Source organism: Sphingobacterium phlebotomi, from assembly GCF_008180195.1.
Classification (GTDB): Bacteria; Bacteroidota; Bacteroidia; order Sphingobacteriales; family Sphingobacteriaceae; genus Sphingobacterium; species Sphingobacterium phlebotomi.
Genome location: NZ_VTAV01000001.1, coordinates 1,016,008 through 1,039,913, shown reverse-complemented (window position 1 = coordinate 1,039,913; position 23,906 = coordinate 1,016,008). Strand labels below are relative to the sequence as shown.

Sequence of the window (23,906 nt, the reverse complement as noted above, 5' to 3'; positions counted from 1 at the left end):
TTTTACAAAATTCTATCTGAAGATTTCCAACATGGTTTATTATTAGTTTATAGTAATACGCAATGAAGGGGGTTGCCCCCCTATTGACGAATTAAAAAATTTTGATTTTGGGTTTTCTCTCCATGAGAGAAAATTGATAACAGAGAATTAGATAGCTGGTTAAACGACACCCTTTTTATTCCAAAAGACTGATATACTTTCTTAGGGTACGACGAGCCGCGGTCATTTGATTTTCCACCGTCTTCACGGATATAGACAAGCGTTCGGATATCTCCTTGTTAGACAATCCCTGTTCCTTGCTCAATCGATAGATTTCCTGCCTTTTTTCCGGCAATATGTCTATCACCTTATCCAGTAATTCTCGTAAGTTCTTGAATTCAATTTCATATTCTGTGTGGTCCGAAATTTCGGATGGAAAGGCCGCATAAAAGTTCTCTCTCTTCGTAAATTCAGATTTTTGTTTACGAAACAAAGAAATCATCTCATTATGCGCCATGGAAAAAAGCAAAGATTTCAATGACCTGGTTTTATCTAAGAGGGAACGCTTTTTCCAAAGTAGAATAAAGACATTCTGTACCACCTCCTCTGCTATATAATAATCTTTCGAAACACTAAGTATAAAACCAAAAACGCCCTCCGAATATCGAAAAAAAAGTATATCAAATGCTTTTAATTCCATATTCGGAGACAATAACATTTCTATTAAGGTGCTATCTGACAACTTGGTGTTTTTCACGAATATTATTTAGGTTTAGTTTTTACTAATGTATACAATCTTTTTTGTCGTAGGCTCATCTACCTCAATAGTATACCTAATAGGTAAAGATTTTGTCACCGTTCCAAGAAACTGTTCTAGATTTTCAAATTTGATTTTCGCTGTAAGGAGCAAATTTTTTAGTTCATCGTCTTTCAAAACAAAATCCACATTATACCAATCGCTAAGTTTCTCAAACACGTGCCACAAAGGCTCATCTTCGAAATGCAATTCACCATCAATCCAAGATTTATGCAATGCAACAGGTTTTTCATCGTAAGTAAGTGATTTTGTGTTTGTATTAAATCTAGCGATCGACCCGGGGTTCATACTCAGCTTATGTTCCGCGTTTTCCAATATGATTTCTCCATCGATAAGTGAAGCCTCAAAAAAACCTCGTTTAATCGAGGTACTAATATTAAACTTAGTACCAGTAACGGTAGTCTTCATCATAGCGTTATCGACAATAAAAGGATTGTCTTTATCTGAAGTAACTTCAAAATAAGCTTCTCCCTCCAAAACAACAACTAGCCTTTCCTTACCCTTAAACTCCCGTGGATAACGGAAAGACGTCGATTGATTTAACCAGACATGAGTACTATCACTTAATATAAGTTGGGTCACTGTCCCGGGTAGTGTCGATATCTCCAAAAACTCCTCTTCATTTTGCTCAAATGACGGCGTAAAAAGGAAATAAACAATTGCCCCCAGTAACGGCAAAAATAATATAACGGCAACCTGCCGAAATATCGTCATCGACCGAATAATAAAACGCATATTACGATCTTCCACATCAGCTACTCCTAACTTATGATGAATATTGTTTAACATAACATCAAAGTCAGGCGCTCCTTTTTTCATCGTTACGCTATATTCATCCCATATTTTCTGAAGTTTTTTTCTCGATTCTTGAGACATAACCTTTTGATAGTCTTCTGCATCTCTTTTTCTCCCTCTCAGGTATTCTAATAATTCTCTTTCTTCCATTTTGACACGCTAACTTTTTGTAATACGCATCGAAGTTCCCATTCCCCCTATTCCTTGTATAAATTTAATTTGCGTCAACTGAATTAAAACATTTAAAAACAATATTGTCTGAACTATTAACTATTTATGCTTAGCATTATCCACTGTCTCAAATATCTGAGCGACGATCTTTTTGGTTCTTTTTTTAGGAAGAAAAGAACATAAAAATTCCTTAATTTTGCCGTATGCAAGTATATTTTGATAATGCCGCTACTACGCCATTAGATCCGGAAGTGATAAAAGCCATGACAGAGACCATGCAGGAGCATTTTGGCAACCCCTCTTCTATCCACGCACACGGTCGTCAAGCAAAGACGATTGTAGAAAAGGCTAGAAAAACGGTAGCCGGCTTATTGAAGGCTTCTCCGTCCGAAATATTCTTCACTTCGGGTGGTACGGAGGCTGATAACATGGCTATCGTAAGATCAATCGCCGATCTGGGGATTACACATTCGATCACCTCACCTTTAGAACATCACGCGGTTTTGCATACCCTGGAGGATTTAGCACAACGGGGCATTATACAATTGGATTTCGTGCGTGTAGACGAACGAGGCAATGTAGAACTGGATCATCTAAGGGAGTTGTTATCTCAAAACCCACGTACCTTTGTATCGTTGATGCATGCCAATAACGAAATCGGCACGCTGACCGACATTCATAAAGTTTCCGAACTATGCCAGGAGTTTAATGCTGTCTTTCATTCGGATACCGTACAGACCATGGGCCATTATGAGCACGATCTGTCTACACTGCATATCGATTTCCTGACCGGTGCGGCTCATAAATTTCACGGACCAAAAGGAGTGGGTTTTATTTATATTAACGGAAAAAACAAAATCCGTCCGTTCATTTATGGAGGTGCTCAAGAACGTAATATGCGAGGTGGAACAGAAAATGTGTACGGCATAGTGGGATTAGCTAAAGCACTGGAATTATGTTACCAAAACATGGAAACCCACCGGATTTATATTCAAGGGCTAAAAGATTATATGCGGACGGAATTGCAAAAAAACATTCCCGAAATCACATTTAACGGAAATATCGCTGCTGAAGATTCACTGTACACCGTCTTCAATGTATCACTTCCGTGTACAGAGATTGCAGATATGTTACTGTTTAGTTTAGATATTGCCGGTATCTCTGCGTCGGGAGGAAGTGCGTGCAGCTCTGGTTCTCAACTGGGCAGCCATGTGCTTGAAGCATTGGGTAGTGACGCCGACAAACCAGCTGTCCGTTTTTCATTCAGCAAATACAACACAAGAGAGGAAATTGATTTTGTGGTGAAAAAGCTAAAAGAGTTGTGTGAAGAACACGGACAATAATAAGGGGGTATCAATTCGCAACCCGGAGTATATATCGCTCCGCCAATTCACCCCGAATTTCTTTTCCGGATAGGTCTAATTGTCTTAACTGGTCGGTCTCCACTTTGTATTTATAGTCCAAGCCTTCCAAATTAAGCTCTCCGTCTTCCAATTCCCAAGTTCCCGTTTTAGAAAAAGGCTCTGCACTTTTCCCCATATATGTATATTCCAGGGTGTAAGCTTTATCGTTTGCCAACGTTAGTGAAGTGGCGATAGCATCACAATCCGTGCAAGGTAGATTGCCTCGATAAGTTCCTACCAACCGACCCTCTGTTACTTTGCCAAACTTATTGTTTTCTATACTTGCATTCGTTCGGGTATTCACACAACCAATAATGATTAGGAGCCCTAACAAAAACAGTCCACATATATATACAACAAAGCGCATCACATCAGATTTTTGTTATAAATAACAAAAAAGATACCACAAAACGCACTTCCTATCTTATTTAACGTTTTAGTCGTCCCAGTCGTCCTCTTCTATCCCTATAGCTAAATTATAAGCACTCAACAACTCACCATAGGCATGACGATTTCGTAGTTGTTGGGCAACCTCCATTCCTACCTTGTAAATTTCCAACGCTTCTTCTTTCCTCCCCTGCTCTTCCATAAATTTAGCAAAATGGTAATATGCTCCTACATAATCCGGATGGTTTGCCCGTAAATCCTGAAAACCAGCCAGCGTATTTTTATTATCACCCATTTTTTTATACTCTATGGTTATCGCATATTTTAAAAAAGGGTCATTAGGGCTGTCCTGCAAAAACTGTTGTAATTCTTCTAGTCTATTACTCATGGTAATCACAAAAGTAGGAATTTCAATTCTCAATCCATCACACACCGCATTACTATGCATGCATAGAAAAATGACAGTTTACTGACCGCTTATACAAACTCATTTCTTGTTTTTGGTCAATGAAATTGATAGGTTTGTGTGAAGGCTAAAAAAATACACTCCAATGAAGATACTTGTATGTATAAGTAATGTGCCCGACACAACATCCAAAATCACCTTTACGGATAATAATACAGCGTTCAATACCGCTGGCATTCAATATATCATTAATCCGTATGACGAGATTGCTTTGGCTAGGGCTGTTGAACTTGCCGGTAATGGTCAAGGTACCATAACGGTTATTCACGTAGGTGAAGCTTCTGCAGACCCCACTATTAGAAAGGCACTAGCAATCGGCGCAGATGATGCTGTCCGGATAGATGCGCCACCGCGCGATGCGTGGTTCGTTGCCAATCAAATAGCTTCTTATGCGAAAACACAGGGCTTTGACCTCATTTTAACCGGACGCGAATCCATCGATTATAACGGTAGCTTGGTGCAGGGGTATATTGCTGAACTGTTGGGCATACCATCCGTCTCGATTGCAAAAAAGTTGGATATAAACGGTACAAATGCTACGGTGGAACGTGAAATCGAGGGTGGTAAAGAAGTGATACAGATTCCGCTCCCAGCCGTCATAGGAACAGCAGAAGGTGTAGCAGAACCAAAAATTCCGAATATGCGGGGGATTATGAGTGCACGGTCAAAACCACTCGAAGTTATCGCGGCCATTGATGTGCCCGCATTATCTCATATTACCCATTTTGACACGCCTCCTGCTCGGGGCAACGTTAAGCTTGTTGACAAGGACGACATCGCTCAACTGGTTGAGTTGTTACACAGCGAAGCAAAAGTTATATAAATCTTCATTAAAGCGTTTATTATGGCCATTTTAGTATATATCGAAAATATAGCGGGAGCATTTAAAAAATCCGGATATGAGGCGGTGTCCTATGCGAAAGCTATCGGAGACGCTACCGGTCAGCCGGTAACGGCACTCAGTATCGGAAACGTAGACGCCACATCCTTAGAAAATATCGGTCGCTACGGTGTGAACAAAGTAATAGAAGTGAATACCGAACAGCTGCACCAATTCGTCAATCAAGCGTATGCTGCTGTTATCGCGGAAGTCGCCAAAAGTATACAGGCAACGACTGTCGTCTTATCTAATTCCTTTAGTGGGAAAGGACTAGCTCCACGTATCGCAGCCAAATTGGACGCTGCACTTGCCGACGGAGCGATTACACTACCTACCATAACAGGAGACGCCTGGAAAGTTAAAAAGTCTGCTTTCTCTGGCAAAGCTATCGCTACGGCGGAACTTACTGCTCCTGTCAAAGTTATCGCCTTGACACCAAATACCATAGAAGCTGTGGAAGCTCCGACAACGGTAGAAATCGAAGCTTTTCAACCGCAAGTTGTAGCGACGGATTTATCGACGATAGTCAAAGATATTGTGCAGGCAACAGACAAAATACCGTTGCCCGAAGCGAATATTGTCGTGTCTGCCGGACGCGGATTGAAAGGTCCCGAAAACTGGGGAATGATTGAGGAATTGGCAGACATTTTAGGTGCGGCCACAGCCTGTTCTAAACCGGTATCCGACGTAGGTTGGCGTCCACATGAAGAACACGTAGGACAAACGGGATTAGCGGTCAGTCCAAACCTTTATATCGCTATAGGCATTTCTGGCGCTATCCAACACCTCGCCGGCGTAAGTTCGTCCAAAACTATCGTCGTGATTAATAACGATCCCGAAGCGCCCTTTTTTAAGGTAGCCGATTACGGCATCGTAGGGGATGCTTTTGAAATTGTTCCTAAGCTGATCGACGCATTCAAAACATATAAGAATCACTAAACAAACAATTGAAACAAAGTAGAATGGTCGGGTTATCGTATAGCCTGGCCATTTTTTATGCTATGCGGTATTGTATTGCATATAAAAATGAATTTATATATGTTTGTACTATAGTTAGGGGTTAAGAATGAAGAAAATCAAATTAGATATCGTGGGGTTATCGTATAGTCAAACACAATCTGGTGCTTATGCACTGGTTTTGGGGGAGTTGGGGGGTAATCGTCGGTTACCCATTATCATTGGAGGTTTTGAAGCACAGGCAATTGCAGTAGAAATCGAAAAAATGCAACCTAGCCGCCCGTTAACACATGATCTCTTCAAGACGTTTGCAGACAACTTTCAGATTAATATTCAGGAAGTGCTAATCTACAATTTGATAGATGGCATTTTCTTCGCAAAACTGGTTTGCTCTAACGGTGATAAGACTTTCGACATCGACTCCCGCACTTCTGATGCTGTTGCGTTAGCGGTACGTTTTGGCGCACCTATATACGTTTACGACTTTATTATGGATGCTGCCGGCATCGTCATTGAAAGTAATGACTTCGCTTTTTTGGAAAATCTGGAAGGTCTTCCTAAAGAAAACACCATGACAAGCGCCACACCCACCCCAACGGAAAAGGAACATTCACCAACGTCACCTTACTTTAATATGAGTGATGATCAACTAGAGGCTAATCTTAAGAAAGCGATAGAAGCTGAGCAATACGAAACAGCGGCTAAAATACGTGACGAAATCGACAGAAGAAAGAACGGATAATTTAACGACATAATCACCCCTATGCCTATCAAGTTACGGTTGACCGTTGTGAGCTTCTTCCAATTTTTTGTTTGGGGAGCTTGGCTAATCACCATCGCTAATTATTGGTTTGGCACCAAACAATGGGATGGCACTCAATTTGGTGCAATTTTTTCGACGATGGGCATTGCAGCCATCTTCATGCCTACGCTCATGGGTATCCTAGCCGACCGATGGATAAATGCTGAAAGATTATACAGTATTCTACATCTGCTATACGCGGTAACGTTGTTTTATTTGCCTCAGGTTGATAATCCGCAGACATTTTTTTATGTCATGCTGTTGGCGATGTGCTTCTATATGCCCACGCTGGCATTATCAAATTCTATTTCTTATACGACACTTGTAGCTCAAGAATATGATGTAGTCAGCGTTTTTCCACCGATACGGGTATGGGGCACGATAGGTTTTATCGCAGCCATGTGGGTAGTGAATCTAACAGGTAATAAAGCGACATCGTACCAGTTTTACATCGCCGGAATAGCCGCAATGGGATTAGGCTTATATGCGTTAACGCTTCCTAAATGTCCACCAAAGAACCGACAACATCAGGAAAAGCAATCATGGACGAAAACACTTGGACTCGATTCATTTAAGTTGTTTGCAGACTACAAAATGGCTGTTTTTTTCATCTTCTGCATGTTTCTGGGAGGCGCATTACAACTAACTAACGCTTATGGCGATGTATTTCTGGATGAGTTCAAGTTTTACCCAAAATATGCCGATTCTTTCGCGATTAAGTATTCTACACTCATCATGTCCATTTCACAGATTTCGGAAACGCTCTTTATCTTAGCCATCCCGTTTTTCTTGAAACAATTTGGCATCAAAAAGGTGATGCTCATCGCCATGTGGGCATGGGTAGCACGATTTGGATTATTTGCATTCGGTGACCCCCAGGCAGGTTTATGGATGATCATCCTTTCTTGCATCGTATATGGAATGGCATTTGATTTTTTTAACATATCGGGATCTTTATTTGTCGAAAAGTCAACAACGGCTCATATCCGTAGTGCGGCACAGGGTCTCTTTATGATGATGACCAATGGTTTTGGAGCGATATTGGGCAGTCTTATATCGGGATGGGTGATAGACCATTACTTTACGCTACAATTTTCCTCGTTGGAAACGCTAGCGACCTATCTACAAACCGAAACCTCTAATAGCAACTTGCTTCAATTTATTAATTCACGCGGAATATCGGTATCAGCTCATGGTCTCCTTAGTGACCATGTTTTGTTAAAAGACTGGCACCAGATATGGTTAGCTTTCGCAGGCTACACATTGGTCGTCGCCATTTTATTCAGTTTTTTGTTTAAGCATAAACACGATAGAAATGTAGGTTAATTTCCCTATATTTGTCTGTTAATATGGAAAAAAAAGACATCATTAACATCGCCGCACAGCAAACCAGTGCACTCTACGACTGGACATTTAACATCATTCAAAATATTGGGCTGTCAGACAAACCTGCGCATATTTTCACCTCTGCCAGCCTGCTTATCGTCGTCTTTGTGATACTGTATATCGTGAACTTTATTATCAGTGCGATATTTAATTCTGTCTTGACGAGAATTATTAAGAAAACGAAGACAAGCTGGGATGATTTTCTGCTGACAAATAAGGTATTAAATAAGCTTAGCCAGCTTATTCTTGTTATTATTGCGCAACAGATGATACCCTTTATTTTTGTTGGCTTTCCAAATTTCACCGCTGGACTTTATAAATTTCTGAACATCTTAGTTATCCTATCGGTGTATGCATTCATCAACAGCCTACTGAAGACAGGACGGGATATCTTACGTACATCAAAGGCATTTATAGATAAGCCTCTTGACAGTTATCTACAGGTCGTACAGATATTTTTGATTTTCGTCATCGGTACACTCATTGTCTCTATACTAACAGGTAATTCTCCCTGGTCATTTCTTGTTTCGTTGGGTGCCGCATCAGCTATCCTAATGCTAGTTTTTAAGGATACCATTCTCGGTTTTGTAGCCAGTATACAGGTGTCGGCTAATGATTCCGTTCGGGTGGGAGATTGGATTGAAATGAGCAAATACGGCGCGGACGGCGATGTATTAGAAATCAATCTCAACAACGTTAAAATCCAGAATTTTGACAAAACGATCGTGACTATTCCTACTTATACACTTCTCAGCGATGCTTTCAAAAACTATAGAGGCATGCAGGATTCGGGCGGTAGGCGGATTAAACGCTCCATCAACATCAAGATTTCCTCCATCCGATACCTCACGGAAACAGAAATTGCAGAACTAAAGAAAATTGAGCTATTGGCACCCTACATTACAAAACGAGAAGAAGAGATTCATACCTACAATCAGCGCACGGGAGTGGATGAATCTGTATTGGTAAATGGTAGACGTATGACCAACGTAGGGTTGTTTAGGGCATATATCAATGCCTATGCACAGCATAATCCCGATATTCATAAAGGATTGACATTAATGGTCCGCCAATTGGCACCAAATGAGCATGGTTTGCCACTGGAATTGTATATGTTTACAAATGGTACACAATGGGCATTTTTCGAAAACACGATGTCCGATGTATTCGATCATTTATTCGCAGCTATCAAGTATTTTCACCTTGAAGTGTTTGAACTACCGGCTTCTGATGATTTGCGTCATCTTCTTTCGGGAACAGATTTTATATCAGCTGAGAAGGGAAACAGCTAGAACTAAAGGAGTGAACGCTGCATATAAGAAAAATAAAAAGGTTGTCCTAGTGGGGACAACCCTTTTGCTTTCGGCATATTTCACAACAAGCCTTAACATAAACACTAACCATTAACTAACCATTAATGACGAACAAAAATTACTCATCACAAAGATGAACTTTTAATGTGAAGTGCTCATTAGCTTTATGTTAAAAAGAGAATATATTGCTACTATGCTATTTCTACCGTGCATTTGCAATATTGATCATTTCCAAAACCTTCTCAATGGTTGTTTTGGCAGCATCTTTCATTTTTTGATTGCCCGAATAGTCGGCATCTAATATAACGGTTTTTCCTTTTTCCTTGTATTTGTACTCCAGCACATACCGTGGAACGTTCCTGCCTTCAAGTGAATCCGTTCTCGGAGTTGTCATATCATCATCCACATTCCAAAATCCCATCTCCATGGCTTTCCGATGCAGAAAAAGCAAATCGTCATCGGTCAGCTTCAGTTTCTTTTCAACCACTTCATTGTCTCGATTAAGATATTGATACTGCTGGCTGGCTGAGTTGTAACTATTTAACATAGAATCCGGCACCCCGTATTGAATGGAAATATACTCAAAATCTGAATAACGAAAAGGTGCATTCTTTATCATGTTGGAATAATAATAAACACAATAGATAAAAAAAGAACCAATAATGCACAGTCCTAGAAAGATGGTCTTCGTTCTTTTACTCATGACAAATCAATTTGTCGCAAAAATACACATTAGATAGAACTAAAACACAAAAGAGCATCTCTTATTCGAATGGTATTGTAATTTGAATGTTAGATTTTTGGTGTACCGGCACGTACAAAGTATTTGTAATACCAGCTATCTTTTATATCGGAAATAATCACGCCTCTACGCGTGGATACGTGTACAAATTTATTATTATGCAGATACACGCCCACATGATCTATATTTCTTCCACTAAAGGAAAAAAACACCAAGTCTCCTTCTCGAAGTTGCCTTTCGTATTTTCTTTTGACTTGATCCCCCATATCCCGAGAAGTACGAGGCAGGTTTTTCCCGTACACTTCATGGTACAAAATTCCGACAAAACCAGAACAGTCTATACCTGAAGGTTTTGTTCCGCCGAGGCGATGCGGACTCCCCAACCATTTATCGATGAAAGAATAAAGCGATTTGTTGTTCAAATCTCGTGCGGAAACACCCAATATGGCAGCATAGTTATCCATTTTTGACCCGGATAACGATTTATTTCGCGCATCACTCGCATCCGTAGGAATGGACTTGCTCGTGTTCGGTGAACCATGATGGGTATGATTTCCATAGAGCACCTTTCTTTTTGCCCCACAAGATGTCAATAGAAAAACTGCCGTAACCCAACATAATAGCGTAATATATCGATGTGATTGATGCTGCATAAAACAAAAATAAGCATCCATATGTGATTAACAAAGTTTGACTAATGATTTTGTATCTTGCGCGCCATCATGGACAGGGAACAAATAAAAGGTATTATTGCGGTTGTATTGGGTGCTGCCAGTTTCGGTATATTATCCACTTTTGTAAAAAAAGCCTATGCGCAAGGCTTCACTTTGGGGGAGGTGACAGGTATCCAAGCACTTTTTGGCATGCTGCTCTTATGGATGCTGATCGGAATGATGTTTATCATAAACAAAGGCTACTTTTCCAAATATCCTTCCACGTCACCGAAATGGCATATCATCGTCAGCGGATTATCCACAGGTGCCGTCAGTATTTTGTATTACAAAAGTGTACAACTCGTTCCTGCCTCCTTGGCCATTATTCTCTTGATGCAATATATTTGGATTGGGCAACTGATCGAATTTATTTTCTTCAAAACAAAGCTTACACCACAACAAGCGATAGGTATCGTTGCCATCTTAGGAAGTACTGTTCTTGCTACGGGTTTATTAGAGCATGACGTTAAATCTGTTAGTCTCGTAGGTATCGGCTATGGACTTCTTGCCGCGACTGCCTACGCTATATTTATTATCGTGAGTGGTCGTGTCGGCAGCGATCATCATCCTCTTCAAAAAAGTGCCTACATGATTGTCGGCGCTTTTCTTCTGGTGTTTATTTTATTACAACCGCTTACCCTTTTTACGTCTTCGGTTTTTTCTTCACTATGGCGTTACGGATTGTTACTTTCCATTTTCGGAACCGTCCTCCCCCCTCTTCTATTTTCTTATGGAATTCCAAAAACAGGTGTATCACTCGGAAATATCCTGAGTTACATTGAACTGCCCGTCGCCGTGTGTATGTCCTATATCGTATTAAAGGAACACGTTTCGATAGGACAATTTATAGGGGTGGCCGGTATATTGGTGATAGTCATTTTGCTTAATATCCGAAAACGTTAAACTATCTTACGAATGTGCCAACAACTCGGGCAATTCTTGTATCTCCACTTCGCATTGATCCGTGATAGCGGTGAATTTAACAGGTACAATTTCGTTGACCAATAAGGGGTCATACAACGAACGTACCTTCACATAGTTTTTGGAGAAACCATGCATATAACCATCTTTAACATCGCTTTCAAACAGTACGTCTCCGATCTTACCGAGCTGCTTTTCATAAAATGCACGTCGTTTTTTCTCGGAAAGGATATGTAACATTTTGCTCCTGTCACTACGCTGTGCTCCGGGAACAGCTCCTTCCATCTGTGCCGCGATTGTATTTTCTCTTTCTGAATATGTAAAGACGTGCAGGTAGGAAATATCCATTTCATTCAAAAAATTATACGTATCGAGAAAATCTTCCCGTGTTTCACCCGGGAATCCCACGATAATATCAACTCCTATGCAACAATCCGGCATCAACGATTTTATCTTCGCTACGCGTTCTGCATAAAGCTCGCGTTTATAACGTCGGCGCATTTTCGCCAACACTTTATTGTTCCCGGACTGTAGCGGCATGTGAAAATGCGGTACAAATCTTTTAGATTGTGCCACAAATTCTATGATCTCATTCGCTAGTAGGTTTGGTTCAATAGACGAAATACGTATACGGTCTATCCCTTCCACTTCATCCAGCGCTCTCAACAAATCCAGAAAACGGTCTTGCCGTTTGCCATCACGTATCCCAAAGTCGCCAATATTGACGCCTGTCAGTACAATTTCTTTCACACCCGAAGCCGCGATCTCTTCCGCTTGTCGCACAATATCTTCAATCTTACCCGAACGGCTTGCTCCACGCGCCAATGGAATCGTACAGAACGTACACGAGTAATCACAACCATCTTGTACTTTCAAAAATGTACGGGTACGATCGCCTATGGAATAAGCAGAAACGAATTGGTGTGTCTCGTCGATTGGCGCATTATGAACAACCGCTTTTTCCTGCTTCGTTAGGTCGTTGATATGTTCGATAATATTAAACTTCTCGGCGGCTCCCAGTACCATGTCTACCCCGGGGATTTCGGCTATCTCCCGTGGTTTTAGCTGAGCATAGCATCCTACAATAGTAATGTAGGCATTCGGAGAATGCTTTAACGCTTCTTTCACGACCTTACGACACTTCTTATCCGCATGATCGGTTACCGAACAGGTATTGATGACATATACATCAGCCTGGCTATTAAACGGTGTGGTTTCATAGCCTGCTTCCTTGAAAATCCTGCCGATAGAAGACGTTTCTGAATAATTCAGTTTACACCCTAACGTATAAAAAGCTACTTTTTTGTTCATGATAATGCTGCAAAGTTACTAAAAAATATGTTGTTCTTTTTTTAGAAAAAAGAACCAAAAAAGCGTCGCTTCAAATGTTTTACATCTAGGATAGTGCTAAAAATAGATTCGTGCAGTTATAAAACATTTGGATGCGACCTGAAAAAGTTAAGGGAGGGGTGGTGCAATTGTAATATCCCCTCCTTAAACTACTTAATTCCACATCGAAAATTTTGAGATATGTAGAAATACTTTTGATTCACTATCCCCAATTCAAAATTTTTAAGTGGAGCGTTTTTTCTATCTTTTTTTGCGGAAAAAAAAGATTAAAAAGACCTATCTTCGTAATCAATATGAAACAATATTTGGACTTACTGCAGCATGTATATAAAAACGGGGTTGATAAAACGGATCGTACGGGTACCGGGACGCGCAGTGTCTTCGGTTACCAGATGCGCTTCAACTTAAACGATGGTTTTCCGTTAGTCACCACGAAAAAATTACATCTTCGCTCTATCATACACGAACTAATCTGGTTCTTAAAAGGTGAGACGAATATCAAATATTTAAAAGAAAATGGTGTGAGCATCTGGGATGAATGGGCAGATGAGAACGGCAATTTAGGTCCGGTATACGGTTCGCAATGGCGCTCCTGGCCGACACCGGATGGTCGCCACATCGATCAGATAACGCAGGTTATTGAACAACTTAAAAAATCACCCGATTCCCGTCGGATTATTGTGTCTGCATGGAATGTTGCGGAAATAGAGAACATGGCGTTACCACCTTGCCATGCTTTTTTTCAATTCTATGTCGCACCCGCTCAACCTGAAAAGGGTATCTTGAAACCGCAGCTTTCTTGTCAACTTTATCAGCGAAGTGCCGATATTTTCTTGGGTGTCCCTTTCAATATCGCATCATACGCCTTATTAACGATGATGGTTGCACAGGTATGTGATATGGAAATTGGTGATTTTGTACACACATTAGGAGATGCCCATATATACAGCAATCATTTTGAGCAAACGGAGCTGCAGCTGAGCAGAGAGCCGAAACCTCTTCCGACGATGAAAATAAATCCAGATGTGAAAAATATTTTCGATTTTAAGTTTGAAGATTTTGAACTGGAGAATTATCAGTTTCACCCACACATCAAAGCACCGGTCGCCGTATGAGTGATTTAAAAATAACCCTCGTTGTAGCTGCTGCAGAGAACAATGCTATTGGAAAAAACAATCAAATGTTATGGCATCTTCCGGATGATTTTAAATATTTCAAGCAGCAGACGTTAGACCATTCGGTTGTCATGGGTCGAAAAACATATGAATCCATAGGCAGACCATTGCCACAACGACGCAACATTGTCCTGACAAGAGATTTGAATTGGTCAGCTGAAGACGTTGATGTGGCCAACTCACTCGATGAGGTGCTAACATATTGTCGGGATGAAAGAGAAATCTTCATCATTGGTGGTGCCAAGATTTATCAACAAGTGCTTCCAATTACGCAGCGCGTACTGTTGACTCGGGTACACACCACGTTGGATGGAGATGCCTATTTTCCAGAACTTCCTCAAACGGAGTGGAAAAAGGTAAGCGAAGAAAGGCATGCACAGGACGAGCGTCATGCTTATGATTTTACTTTTGAAGTTTGGGAGCGGGCGATATAGCCACGTCAATTAATTCCGCATAAAAATCACTTTCTTTCATACCGAATGCCCGGACCTGCTGTGGAATGAAGCTTTGTGCTGTCTGACCAGGGATCGTGTTGATTTCAATAAAGTAAAATTTGTCCGTATTCGTTTCCAAAAAGAAATCGACACGTACCATACCTTTGCAATTCAAACGGACATAGATATCCCGAATAATCCGGGAAGCCCGCTCCTGTTGTGCCGTTGTCAAGTCAGCAGGCGTGATTTCTTCGGTTAAACCGGCCACATACTTTGCTTCAAAATCGAAAAACTCACGTGTCGTGCGAACCTCTGTAGCGGGCAACACGATCAGCTCTCCTTGTACATTTCGAAAAATACCTTGCGAAAATTCACGTCCAGTTACAAATTCCTCGACGAGAACCTGACAACCCGTATTTGCGGCTTCAAAGGCTGTATCTAATGCGACTTGCAATGCAGACAATTCCTTCACTTTCGACATCCCGATACTACTGCCTCCTGCATTAGGTTTTACGAAATAAGGTAAGGTGAGGCCACGCTGCACCATATCCGCAGCTTCCTTTCGGTGTGTTTCAAACAATAAAACAGATTTAGCTACATGAAGATCTTGAATATCCGCTATAATGGCTTTTGTATATGCCTTATTCATGGTTAATGCCGAAGTCAACATGTCACAAGAGGTATACGGTAGCCCAATCATATCGAAATAACCCTGTAATCGACCATCCTCCCCCGGTGAACCGTGCAAGATTATAAAGGCAACATCAAATGTTATGATATGACCATCAATATCTAACGAAAAATTCTCCCGGTTTACGGAGACTTTAATCCCGGCTTCTGTCACGTGAAACCAAGTATCCAACGTGATCGTGATCGGATATACCTCATATTTTTCCTTGTCGAGCTGCTCTTCTACAAATGCGGCACTCTTAAAAGAAACCTCTGCCTCTCCGGTATAACCTCCGGTAACTAAAGCCACTTTCGTCTTCATATTTTCTTTTCGATTAGGTCGTTTATTTTTATATCGTCATATCGCTACGCCTTATAGCTTTGTGACCAATTGTCATCTTGTAATCTTAATTAATGTTAAACGAAAACAAATATAACTTGTGTTACGGGGAAAAAAGAATAATTTTGTCTATTATATGGAAAGTTCGGTATATGCCATAGCATGTACTTTAATTTATAGGAACAATACATGTCGAAATTATTACAGTATCTGCGAACAGATACGTTTAGAAAGAATTTAATTGGTGCGTTGGTCGCATTCGCACTCCTATTTTTAGGTATTTATTTCGGACTCAAATGGTATACAAAGCACGGCGTTTCGATTGAAGTGCCACAGGTAAAAGGCCTACACATCGACGATGCGGTTAAGACGCTTGAGAAAGCGGATTTAGAATATTCGGTGGACTATGTTTATCAAATGGATGCACAACCGGGTCTTGTCATCGAACAAGATCCTGACCCTAAATCACAGGTAAAGACCGGAAGAACAATCTATTTGACCATCATCACCGAAACCCCACCAGAAGTTGCTTTCCCAGACATCATTGACAAAACGTGGATAGAAGCATCGGCTATTTTGAGAAACCAATCCATCAAAGTTGCGGATACAGTATATATTGCAGACATCGCACGAGATGTTGTTTTAGATGTCAAATTTAGCGGTCAACCGTTAAAAGCCGGACAGCTTATCCCAAAAGGTTCTCAGATAACGATTGTATTGGGTAACGGACAAGGGGCAGATGATATTGAAGTCCCTAATCTTATCGGATTATCCTTGAGTGAAGCACGATTCGCACTTTCAGGTATTGGATTGAGCTTAGGCAATATCATCTATTCCGAAATGGTGACAGATTCGTTAGCTGCGACCGTTGTATCACAACAACCGGATACTACTGCAGGGTATATAAGTTTAGGCAGCTCGGTAAACGTAACATTATCTAATTAAAGAGATATGGCGGAAAAAAGAAGCGGTTTCGGGAAATTGTTCAAAATCATACTCATTCTGCTATTGATTGTGGGAGTCATAGCGGCATGGATAGGTTACCAGGCTTTTATGGGTCCAAGTATTACGGACAAACAGGAATATCTGTACGTAAAGACAGGAGATACATTCGAAGATGTAATGCGTACGGTTTCGGAGCAACAAATTGTAAAAAACCCTACATTTTTTCGTTACATAGCAGAAGCCATGGAATATCCGGATAATGTAAAACCAGGTCGTTACAAACTTGCCGAAGGCATGTCCAACAGACGTTTGATAGGCAATCTTCGAGGAGGTTACCAAGAAGCGGTCAAATTTCGATTTGAAAACATCCGAATGAAAGAAAACTTCGCCGCCCTTTTGGGAAAAAATTTCGAAGCTGACTCAACCACTTTTATCGAAATTCTTGATAATGAAGAAGTAGCGGAGTCATATGGATTTACATCGGAGAATTTCTTCACCATGTTTATTCCTAACACATACGAGATATATTGGAATACCGCGCCAAACAAAATTGTCGCCCGTTTTCATGACGAGTACAACAAATTTTGGACTTCTGAACGCAAAGAAAAAGCAGCGGCTGTTCATTTAACACCGCAAGAAGTCAGTGTTCTTGCTTCTATCGTTAAGGGAGAAGCGTTGCATACCGATGAAATGCCGGATATCGCGGGACTATATCTCAATCGTCTGGAAAAAGGTATGTTATTGCAAGCAGATCCTACCGTGATCTTTGCAAATAACGACTTTACCATCCGACGTGTACTTAACAGACACCTCACCATTGACAATCCTTATAACACGTATCGATATAAAGGGCTTCCTCCCGGACCAATTATGCTTCCCAGCATTGCATCCATCGATGCTGTCCTTGATCATAAGAAGCATGATTATATTTATATGTGTGCTAAAGATGATTTTTCCGGTTACCATAATTTTGCAAGAACACAAGCAGAGCATCTGGTAAACGCACGAAAGTTTCAACGTGCGTTGAATGAACGAAATATAATGAGATAGGGAGATCGGCATGTTTACACACGAAACCAAATTACGCATACGCTATGCAGAGACTGACAAAATGGGCTATGTATACTATGGAAATTATGCCGCATTTTATGAGGTCGCCCGTACAGAAATGTTACGCAGCACAGGCATTTCTTACAAAGAATTGGAGGATTTGGGCGTTATGCTACCCGTTACAGATTTGGTCTGCAAATATTATCAGCCCGCTCGATATGACGACCTTATCACAATCAAAATCTATATCAAAGAAAAGCCGGTCGTACGCATTAAATTTGAGTATGAGATATATAACCAAGACGGTGTCTTGTTGAACACGGGCTATACCCAACTGGTCTTTGTCGATATAAAAAAAAATAGGCCTTGCCGTGCCCCGGAGATTTTCCAAGAAAAGATGGCGTCTTTTTTTTAATATAATCTATTGTAAATAAAAGTTTTTCGTATCTTTGCAGTCCCTGCAACGCAGGGAAAAGGAGAATTAATAATTAATGGCAAAAAAACAAGAAGCAGAAAAAGAGTTAGCGGCGAAAAACGCAGAGCTACAAGGTGCTGACACTAAAGTAGTGAAAGACACTGAACAAATCGAGTCTGAAGCAGATTCAAAATTAATCGACGACATCAAATCTACTACATGGAGCACACCAGAAGGTGACTTCGACTGGGATTTAGATGAAAAAGCGTTCGGTAACTACAGTGACACAGAGCGTGCTAAATTAGAAGAGCAGTACGCTGGGACATTCAATCAAATCAACCAAGGTGAAATTATTGAAGGTATTGTCGTATCTATCAATAATAAAGATGTTGTATTGAATGTAGGCTTCAAATCAGACGGCCTTGTAGCATCATCGGAGTTCCGCGACTTACCTGACTTGAAAGTTGGTGATAAAGTAGACGTGTTTGTAGAATCTCAGGAAGATGCAAACGGTCAGCTTGTATTATCACGTAAACGTGCTAAAACACAAAAATCTTGGGAAGCTATCAATGAGGCATTGGAAAATGATGCTATTATCGATGGTTTCGTTAAATCACGTACTAAAGGTGGTTTAATTGTGGACATCAAAGGTGTAGAAGCTTTCTTACCTGGTTCACAAATCGACATCAAACCTATCCGTGATTACGACGTATACGTAGGTAAAACAATGGAATTTAAAGTGGTTAAGATCAACCATGAATTTAAAAACGTTGTTGTATCACACAAAGTATTAATTGAAGACGATTTAGAAAACCAAAAATCTGAAATCGTTGCGAAATTGGAAAAAGGACAAGTACTGGAAGGTACTGTTAAAAATATCACAGATTTCGGTGTATTCATCGATTTAGGTGGTGTTGACGGTTTACTTCACATTACAGATATTTCTTGGGGCCGTATTGAGCATCCGAAAGAGGTATTGGCTTTAGACCAAACCATCAACGTGGTTGTATTAGACTTTGACGATGAGAAAAAACGTATCGCTTTAGGTCTTAAACAATTATCAGAGCATCCTTGGGAATCTTTAGACAAAGACCTAGCAGTAGGTTCTAAAGTAAAAGGTAAAATCGTTACTGTAGCTGACTACGGTGCATTCCTTGAGATTATCCCTGGTGTAGAAGGTTTAATTCACGTATCGGAAATGTCTTGGTCTCAAAACCTACGTTCTCCACAAGAATTCTTGAAAGTAGGAGACGAAATTGAGGCAGAAATCTTAACATTAGACCGCGATGATCGTAAGATGAGCCTAGGTATCAAGCAATTGACTCCTGACCCATGGAAAAACATCACAGAGCGTTATCCAATCGGTTCGAAACAGTCTGCAGTTGTTAAAAACATGACTAACTTCGGTGTATTTGTTGAGTTAGAAGACGGTATCGATGGTTTGATCCATATCTCTGATCTTTCTTGGTCTAAGAAAATCAACCACCCTAACGAATTCACTAAGGTAGGCGAAACACTAGAGGTTGTTGTTTTGGAACTTGACGAAGAAAACCGCAAACTTTCTCTAGGACACAAACAATTGGAAGAAAACCCTTGGGATACATTTGAAACTATCTTTACAGAAGGTTCTATCCACGAAGGTACAGTAATCAAAGTTGGTGACAAAGGTGATATCGTTGCATTACAATATGGTGTTGAAGGCTTCTGCCCTAACAAACACTCTATCAAAGAAGACGGTAACCCATTGAAAGTTGACGAAGTTGCTGAGTTCAAAATCATTGAATTCAACAAAGAGAACAAGCGTTTGGTTATCTCTCACTCACGTATCTGGGAAGATAAAAAATCAGAAGCTCGTATCGAAGAATTCAATAATCGTAAAAAAGAAGCCAAAGCGGCTAATTCAGCTGTGAAAAAAGTAAAAGACTCTGTTGAGAAATCTACTTTAGGTGATTTAGACGTTCTTGCTCAATTGAAAGAGCAGATGGAAGGTGACGAAAAGAAATCTAAATAATTTTAGATTCTTCTACATACTTCAAAGCCCCGGTGCAAATGCACCGGGGCTTTTTTTGATACGATACGGTCTCTTTCTAAAATTTAAAGGTTAATCCTGCATTGAGCACGGATACGCCATATCCCAATTCGGCATACGCGCCAAAGCTATCGCCGAAGAACCATCGCCCGCCTAAGAAGCCGGAGAATCCAACACCGCTACCATAATTACCTGACAGGTAATCGTCACCACTATCAGACGAATATTTCACGATATTGTAGCCTAGCATCACGCCGCCATACACATCTAAATTTGGCACTGTAGTAAAACCATTGTAATGGTAGGCTCCGCGCACACCGATTACATTATAATTCCATTTGGCAGTGTAACCCAAATCGGTGTACTTATAGCCGGTGTTCCCGATATAGCCACCCATACTAATAACACCGGGACCGCCCATAGGCCATACACCGTGATCGACGGATGCCGAAATAGCCGGACGTGCTTTTCCGAGTCCGCCGAGCACTGTTCCCAGACCGATACCGACATTGGCGGTGGTTGTTCCTTTTTGAAAAGGCTGCGCTTGCGCAGTTACCGCGACGAAAATCGCCAGAAGAATAAAGATTGATTTTTTCATTATATTATTTGTTTTAAGATCTTTATTATTTTTTCTCTAAAAACCGTAAGGTTCGAGTTTGACGTAACAGGCAGTTTAATTTTAACTAATCGATGAAGAACTATCCCGAAACTTACGGCTTACTGCCTGTTTACCTAATTCGCTGCTTTATAGGTATATGTATGTGTTTCTACCAACGAATTGTCCTCTCGGTTATAGACTTCCATTTTTGTTGGATAACCGTGGTTGTTATACGTATATTTTAATATCCTGTCTCTGTTACCCGTGTCATAAGATGCTGTTGTCTTTTCCGATTGATGGTTATTTGGACTATTGAATTTCCAACTATAGGGATTTCTTCCCCTTCCCGCGGCATGTTTATTATCATAATCTCCGAACAATGTAGTCGATACCCACTGCTCTTGGGAAGAAGTTTCTATGGATAATAGATTTCCTTTTTCATCTGTGGTATATGTTATTTCTGAGGTATATCCGCCAGGAATATTAGCCGTTTCGACTACTTTATTTTCGGCATATGTATATGTTGTGATGATCGCGTTTTCTATATCCTGTCCAAATACGGTCTTCGAAGAAACCGGATGGTTACCGTTTTCATACGTATAGGTCTCATTATATTCACTCTCCCCATCCGAATTGACCATCTCCACCCAGGTTAAATGCCCGTTATTATTATAGATGTATGCTATGGTCGTTTGGGGAGCCTCAGCATTATGGTGCGTATACAGTTTAACGAGCCTGTTTTGCGCGTCGTAATCATAACGAGCCCGCAATTCGCCATCTACTTTTGATTCGGTGAGTAGGAGGTCACCCGGTAAATCTCCATCGGGGTTGATATCATCGTTTCTGGTGCAGCTTCCTAAAGCGACCGCCACCATAAATAATACTACTGTCTTTTGAATTATTGTTTTCATCTGTTTATTTTTTATATTCCACACTATACGACATGACTTTATATACATTCGTACTAATATCCGATAGCGATAGAAGCCGAGTTATCTTTCGAGCAGGAGCAGACGATCATTATCATGCTGATAAAACAAAACCCCATAATTTTCTGAAATATAACGTTCATCTCACATAATTTTAATAAATGTATCCACCATCATATCCAATGACTATAGACGCTTCGGTAGTCGGTCTGAAATCGGAGTTGTCCGGAATAAAATCCAGTTGTAATTCAGAAACAAATTCACCTTTGGTGTGCCAGTTTTGAATTTTCAGTGGCGTATTGCTTCCCCCCTTTTTCAATACGGCTGTTACCATATAACGTCCGACAGGGAAATCATAAATGTATCCGTACTCCGACCAGTAATGATCGCCACCGGTAACTTTGATTGTTTTTCCTTCCGAGCCATCAATCAGCGGTCCGCTTGGGGTAAAAGTCAGTTCGATATCCGACTCATCTTCATAAAAATAATTATCCGAATGCACGGTAATCCGACCACCATAGCGATAGGTATCGTTGTCCGGATCAATCCCCTCCAGTTTCCATGTGAAATTGCGTATGCCTCCATCTTCGCCCAAAACGCCGTTGTCGTCCGGATAGGCTTCTATAGAATAGGTTTTTCCGTTGTATGTTGTTTTAAAATTGGCATACACTTTCCACGCACCTTGAAAAATTTTGATTTTGTACTTTCCGTTTTCATCGGTTACACCCCTTGTCTGCGAATCATGGTATGCCATATTGTCTACCAGAATCTTGACTCCCGCAATGGGATTACCTTGCCAGTCGACCACTTTTCCGGTGGCGTATCCTTTTTCGGCTGTAGGTTCATCGTTGCTTTCGTTGTCTTTGGAACAGGAGCAGGCTATCATTATCATGCTGATAAAATACAGCCAGATTGTTTTTTGGATGATTGTCTTCATTTAGTTTTATAATATGTTTTCATTGTCTGAACCCTCCTACCTTCGGCAGGCAGGAATTATTTATCACAACATCGTTGTCACACTAGGGACGATCTGCATACAAAATATTATCTCCGGTTGCCCATACTTCAACATCGTTAGAGACAGATGTACGGGCAAGAAAGCCCTTCCAGTCACTTTTGGCCGGCGAAGAGTTTGTACCGTCGCCATTGCTGTCTCCTCCATGTGCATCATCAAGGTAGGATGTCAAAATCGCTGTAGGGTGTAAGTTGATGACACGGATGTCATCCCAACTGTTAAGACCGGCTTCAACACCCGGAAATTTCACTATAACATTTGGCCCTATAGTAATAGCGTGCTGGGATTTGCCTATGTGGGTGTACCCCCCCGTATAAGCATACGGTACTTCGGTGTGCCCCCAAGTGACATCACCCTCTTGATGTGCCCATCCGAACATGTGGATTACGTTTCGATAATTCTTCTCCGCCGGATTATCGGGATTGTGAAATTTATTACTTGCATCTACCGAATAATACGAATTGATTATCAGCGGCACATCGTTGTCGTAAAATACGTTGTTGGTAAATCGGAATTTTTCAAAATTGGGCAATTCAAACTGAAAGTCTGCGCTGAAAGCTGCATAAATTCCGGGGCTTCTCGGATCCCGGTATTCCTCCTTGCTGAACCCACGGACTTCCCCACGGGTATGTGCAACTACACAGTGATCAAAGGTAAAGTCGGCACCGGCATCATAATTAAGTTCAATTGCAGAGTGCATGCCTTCTCCTGCTGAACCGCCCGCATACAGGATATCTACGTAAGTAAAGCTATGTTTATTTCCGGCGTTGATAGCAATGCCTCCCCAATCGCCTCTTTTCGGTTGGGAAGCATCTCCATCGGTTGGTGTATTTCCACAATGCCTGCTATCTGTATAAGAAGTAAACACGATGCGTTTGTCGGGAGTGCCGTTAGCAATGATTCGCGCTTGATTCTTACCTCTGCGAATATACATCGCCGAAGCATTATCAAATTTCATGACTGTGCCTGGTTCTATAGTCAATTCAGATTCGATGATTACGTGGGTGCTTTTGAACAGGTAAACCCTGTCCGCCGTCCAGGTGGTCGGTTCCGTAATCTGAACGCTTGTATTGGTAAATTCCTGAACCACCTCACATCCGGCAGCCTCTTCCGGAAGTTGTCCCTCATCTTTTGAGCAGGAGCAAGCTAAAGCTCCCACAGCGACAAAATATAGCCAGATTGTTTTTTGGATGATTGTCTTCATTTTGTTTATGATTTAGTTTTA

Annotated in this window: 25 protein-coding genes; 13 read left to right on the top strand and 12 right to left on the bottom strand. The window is 40.9% G+C overall.

Annotation, left to right across the window (positions count from 1 at the left end):
* Positions 1-175 precede the first annotated feature (175 nt).
* Complete coding sequence (locus FXV77_RS04070) at positions 176-736, bottom strand: RNA polymerase sigma-70 factor (RefSeq protein WP_148917891.1); 561 nt, start codon at positions 734-736, stop codon at positions 176-178.
* 15 nt (positions 737-751) lie between these two features.
* Positions 752-1,741 (bottom strand): FecR family protein, encoded by a 990-nt coding sequence (locus FXV77_RS04065; RefSeq protein ID WP_148917890.1) that lies wholly within the window; start codon positions 1,739-1,741, stop codon positions 752-754.
* A 224-nt stretch (positions 1,742-1,965) separates the two neighbouring features.
* Between FXV77_RS04065 and FXV77_RS04060 the strand changes: the two genes are divergently transcribed.
* Positions 1,966-3,105: a cysteine desulfurase family protein gene (locus tag FXV77_RS04060; RefSeq protein WP_148917889.1), complete on the top strand. Its 1,140-nt coding sequence runs from the start codon at positions 1,966-1,968 to the stop codon at positions 3,103-3,105.
* 10 nt (positions 3,106-3,115) lie between these two features.
* On the opposite strand, the gene FXV77_RS04055 is transcribed toward FXV77_RS04060, so the two are convergent.
* On the bottom strand, positions 3,116-3,532 hold the full coding sequence (locus FXV77_RS04055) for a copper resistance protein NlpE (protein WP_148917888.1): 417 nt from the start codon (positions 3,530-3,532) through the stop codon (positions 3,116-3,118).
* A gap of 69 nt (positions 3,533-3,601) precedes the next feature.
* Positions 3,602-3,940 carry a tetratricopeptide repeat protein gene (locus FXV77_RS04050; protein WP_148917887.1) on the bottom strand — a complete coding sequence of 113 codons (339 nt, stop codon included), beginning with the start codon at positions 3,938-3,940 and terminating at the stop codon, positions 3,602-3,604.
* A gap of 163 nt (positions 3,941-4,103) precedes the next feature.
* Here FXV77_RS04050 and FXV77_RS04045 point away from each other — a divergent pair, with 163 nt between their 5' ends.
* The 5 genes from FXV77_RS04045 (at position 4,104) to FXV77_RS04025 (ending at position 9,335) form a co-directional block, all read left to right on the top strand.
* On the top strand, positions 4,104-4,841 hold the full coding sequence (locus FXV77_RS04045; RefSeq protein WP_148917886.1) for an electron transfer flavoprotein subunit beta/FixA family protein: 738 nt from the start codon (positions 4,104-4,106) through the stop codon (positions 4,839-4,841).
* A 21-nt stretch (positions 4,842-4,862) separates the two neighbouring features.
* Positions 4,863-5,837: an electron transfer flavoprotein subunit alpha/FixB family protein gene (locus tag FXV77_RS04040; RefSeq protein ID WP_148917885.1), complete on the top strand. Its 975-nt coding sequence runs from the start codon at positions 4,863-4,865 to the stop codon at positions 5,835-5,837.
* A gap of 127 nt (positions 5,838-5,964) precedes the next feature.
* Entirely contained in the window at positions 5,965-6,597 is a 633-nt protein-coding gene (locus tag FXV77_RS04035; RefSeq protein ID WP_148917884.1) for a bifunctional nuclease family protein, read from the top strand.
* Positions 6,598-6,618: 21 nt separating this feature from the next.
* Positions 6,619-7,983, top strand: a complete 1,365-nt coding sequence (locus FXV77_RS04030) for a nucleoside permease (protein ID WP_148917883.1) — start codon at positions 6,619-6,621, stop codon at positions 7,981-7,983.
* 23 nt (positions 7,984-8,006) lie between these two features.
* Positions 8,007-9,335, top strand: a complete 1,329-nt coding sequence (locus FXV77_RS04025) for a mechanosensitive ion channel family protein (RefSeq protein ID WP_148917882.1) — start codon at positions 8,007-8,009, stop codon at positions 9,333-9,335.
* A gap of 223 nt (positions 9,336-9,558) precedes the next feature.
* Here FXV77_RS04025 and FXV77_RS04020 read toward each other — a convergent pair whose 3' ends face one another.
* Together FXV77_RS04020 and FXV77_RS04015 are read right to left on the bottom strand one after the other, a co-directional pair.
* On the bottom strand, positions 9,559-10,059 hold the full coding sequence (locus FXV77_RS04020; RefSeq protein WP_246162198.1) for a hypothetical protein: 501 nt from the start codon (positions 10,057-10,059) through the stop codon (positions 9,559-9,561).
* A gap of 89 nt (positions 10,060-10,148) precedes the next feature.
* Complete coding sequence (locus tag FXV77_RS04015; RefSeq protein ID WP_148917881.1) at positions 10,149-10,751, bottom strand: C40 family peptidase; 603 nt, start codon at positions 10,749-10,751, stop codon at positions 10,149-10,151.
* A 69-nt stretch (positions 10,752-10,820) separates the two neighbouring features.
* Here FXV77_RS04015 and FXV77_RS04010 point away from each other — a divergent pair, with 69 nt between their 5' ends.
* Positions 10,821-11,714, top strand: coding sequence for a DMT family transporter (locus FXV77_RS04010; RefSeq protein ID WP_148917880.1), 894 nt, complete (start codon positions 10,821-10,823; stop codon positions 11,712-11,714).
* Positions 11,715-11,720: 6 nt separating this feature from the next.
* Here FXV77_RS04010 and mtaB read toward each other — a convergent pair whose 3' ends face one another.
* Entirely contained in the window at positions 11,721-13,043 is a 1,323-nt protein-coding gene (gene mtaB, locus FXV77_RS04005; RefSeq protein ID WP_148917879.1) for a tRNA (N(6)-L-threonylcarbamoyladenosine(37)-C(2))-methylthiotransferase MtaB, read from the bottom strand.
* A 332-nt stretch (positions 13,044-13,375) separates the two neighbouring features.
* On the opposite strand from mtaB, the gene FXV77_RS04000 reads away from it, so the two are divergent.
* Both FXV77_RS04000 and FXV77_RS03995 read left to right on the top strand, forming a co-directional pair.
* Positions 13,376-14,197 (top strand): thymidylate synthase, encoded by an 822-nt coding sequence (locus FXV77_RS04000; protein ID WP_148917878.1) that lies wholly within the window; start codon positions 13,376-13,378, stop codon positions 14,195-14,197.
* A complete protein-coding gene (locus FXV77_RS03995) occupies positions 14,194-14,691 on the top strand; it encodes a dihydrofolate reductase (protein WP_148917877.1) in 498 nt (165 codons plus the stop codon). The genes FXV77_RS04000 and FXV77_RS03995 overlap by 4 nt, the downstream gene beginning before the upstream one ends.
* On the opposite strand, the gene FXV77_RS03990 is transcribed toward FXV77_RS03995, so the two are convergent.
* Positions 14,660-15,682: a D-alanine--D-alanine ligase family protein gene (locus FXV77_RS03990; RefSeq protein WP_148917876.1), complete on the bottom strand. Its 1,023-nt coding sequence runs from the start codon at positions 15,680-15,682 to the stop codon at positions 14,660-14,662. The two genes, FXV77_RS03995 and FXV77_RS03990, sit on opposite strands and share 32 nt — an antisense overlap.
* Positions 15,683-15,889: 207 nt before the next feature.
* Between FXV77_RS03990 and FXV77_RS03985 the strand changes: the two genes are divergently transcribed.
* The 4 genes from FXV77_RS03985 (at position 15,890) to rpsA (ending at position 20,121) form a co-directional block, all read left to right on the top strand.
* Positions 15,890-16,645 (top strand): PASTA domain-containing protein, encoded by a 756-nt coding sequence (locus tag FXV77_RS03985; protein ID WP_148917875.1) that lies wholly within the window; start codon positions 15,890-15,892, stop codon positions 16,643-16,645.
* Between the two features lie 6 nt (positions 16,646-16,651).
* Positions 16,652-17,695: an endolytic transglycosylase MltG gene (mltG, locus tag FXV77_RS03980; RefSeq protein WP_148917874.1), complete on the top strand. Its 1,044-nt coding sequence runs from the start codon at positions 16,652-16,654 to the stop codon at positions 17,693-17,695.
* A 10-nt stretch (positions 17,696-17,705) separates the two neighbouring features.
* Positions 17,706-18,110, top strand: a complete 405-nt coding sequence (locus FXV77_RS03975; protein WP_148917873.1) for an acyl-CoA thioesterase — start codon at positions 17,706-17,708, stop codon at positions 18,108-18,110.
* Positions 18,111-18,186: 76 nt separating this feature from the next.
* Positions 18,187-20,121, top strand: a complete 1,935-nt coding sequence (rpsA, locus tag FXV77_RS03970) for a 30S ribosomal protein S1 (RefSeq protein WP_148917872.1) — start codon at positions 18,187-18,189, stop codon at positions 20,119-20,121.
* Positions 20,122-20,197: 76 nt separating this feature from the next.
* On the opposite strand, the gene FXV77_RS22400 is transcribed toward rpsA, so the two are convergent.
* The 4 genes from FXV77_RS22400 to FXV77_RS03950 form a co-directional block, all read right to left on the bottom strand.
* A complete protein-coding gene (locus tag FXV77_RS22400; RefSeq protein ID WP_246162196.1) occupies positions 20,198-20,737 on the bottom strand; it encodes a hypothetical protein in 540 nt (179 codons plus the stop codon).
* A gap of 134 nt (positions 20,738-20,871) precedes the next feature.
* Complete coding sequence (locus FXV77_RS03960; protein WP_148917871.1) at positions 20,872-21,648, bottom strand: hypothetical protein; 777 nt, start codon at positions 21,646-21,648, stop codon at positions 20,872-20,874.
* A gap of 172 nt (positions 21,649-21,820) precedes the next feature.
* Complete coding sequence (locus FXV77_RS03955; protein ID WP_148917870.1) at positions 21,821-22,603, bottom strand: carboxypeptidase-like regulatory domain-containing protein; 783 nt, start codon at positions 22,601-22,603, stop codon at positions 21,821-21,823.
* Between the two features lie 82 nt (positions 22,604-22,685).
* On the bottom strand, positions 22,686-23,885 hold the full coding sequence (locus FXV77_RS03950; protein WP_148917869.1) for a hypothetical protein: 1,200 nt from the start codon (positions 23,883-23,885) through the stop codon (positions 22,686-22,688).
* Between the last annotated feature and the right edge of the window lie 21 nt (positions 23,886-23,906).

Coding starts and splice junctions, on each gene's coding strand:
- FXV77_RS04065 (WP_148917890.1), bottom strand. CDS start 1,741: ATGGAAGAAAGAGAATTATTAGAATACCTGAGAGGGAGAAAAAGAGAT.
- FXV77_RS04060 (WP_148917889.1), top strand. CDS start 1,966: ATGCAAGTATATTTTGATAATGCCGCTACTACGCCATTAGATCCGGAA.
- FXV77_RS04055 (WP_148917888.1), bottom strand. CDS start 3,532: ATGCGCTTTGTTGTATATATATGTGGACTGTTTTTGTTAGGGCTCCTA.
- FXV77_RS04050 (WP_148917887.1), bottom strand. CDS start 3,940: ATGAGTAATAGACTAGAAGAATTACAACAGTTTTTGCAGGACAGCCCT.
- FXV77_RS04045 (WP_148917886.1), top strand. CDS start 4,104: ATGAAGATACTTGTATGTATAAGTAATGTGCCCGACACAACATCCAAA.
- FXV77_RS04040 (WP_148917885.1), top strand. CDS start 4,863: ATGGCCATTTTAGTATATATCGAAAATATAGCGGGAGCATTTAAAAAA.
- FXV77_RS04035 (WP_148917884.1), top strand. CDS start 5,965: ATGAAGAAAATCAAATTAGATATCGTGGGGTTATCGTATAGTCAAACA.
- FXV77_RS04030 (WP_148917883.1), top strand. CDS start 6,619: ATGCCTATCAAGTTACGGTTGACCGTTGTGAGCTTCTTCCAATTTTTT.
- FXV77_RS04025 (WP_148917882.1), top strand. CDS start 8,007: ATGGAAAAAAAAGACATCATTAACATCGCCGCACAGCAAACCAGTGCA.
- FXV77_RS04020 (WP_246162198.1), bottom strand. CDS start 10,059: ATGAGTAAAAGAACGAAGACCATCTTTCTAGGACTGTGCATTATTGGT.
- FXV77_RS04015 (WP_148917881.1), bottom strand. CDS start 10,751: ATGCAGCATCAATCACATCGATATATTACGCTATTATGTTGGGTTACG.
- FXV77_RS04010 (WP_148917880.1), top strand. CDS start 10,821: ATGGACAGGGAACAAATAAAAGGTATTATTGCGGTTGTATTGGGTGCT.
- mtaB (WP_148917879.1), bottom strand. CDS start 13,043: ATGAACAAAAAAGTAGCTTTTTATACGTTAGGGTGTAAACTGAATTAT.
- FXV77_RS04000 (WP_148917878.1), top strand. CDS start 13,376: ATGAAACAATATTTGGACTTACTGCAGCATGTATATAAAAACGGGGTT.
- FXV77_RS03995 (WP_148917877.1), top strand. CDS start 14,194: ATGAGTGATTTAAAAATAACCCTCGTTGTAGCTGCTGCAGAGAACAAT.
- FXV77_RS03990 (WP_148917876.1), bottom strand. CDS start 15,682: ATGAAGACGAAAGTGGCTTTAGTTACCGGAGGTTATACCGGAGAGGCA.
- FXV77_RS03985 (WP_148917875.1), top strand. CDS start 15,890: ATGTCGAAATTATTACAGTATCTGCGAACAGATACGTTTAGAAAGAAT.
- mltG (WP_148917874.1), top strand. CDS start 16,652: ATGGCGGAAAAAAGAAGCGGTTTCGGGAAATTGTTCAAAATCATACTC.
- FXV77_RS03975 (WP_148917873.1), top strand. CDS start 17,706: ATGTTTACACACGAAACCAAATTACGCATACGCTATGCAGAGACTGAC.
- rpsA (WP_148917872.1), top strand. CDS start 18,187: ATGGCAAAAAAACAAGAAGCAGAAAAAGAGTTAGCGGCGAAAAACGCA.
- FXV77_RS22400 (WP_246162196.1), bottom strand. CDS start 20,737: ATGAAAAAATCAATCTTTATTCTTCTGGCGATTTTCGTCGCGGTAACT.
- FXV77_RS03960 (WP_148917871.1), bottom strand. CDS start 21,648: ATGAAAACAATAATTCAAAAGACAGTAGTATTATTTATGGTGGCGGTC.
- FXV77_RS03955 (WP_148917870.1), bottom strand. CDS start 22,603: ATGAAGACAATCATCCAAAAAACAATCTGGCTGTATTTTATCAGCATG.
- FXV77_RS03950 (WP_148917869.1), bottom strand. CDS start 23,885: ATGAAGACAATCATCCAAAAAACAATCTGGCTATATTTTGTCGCTGTG.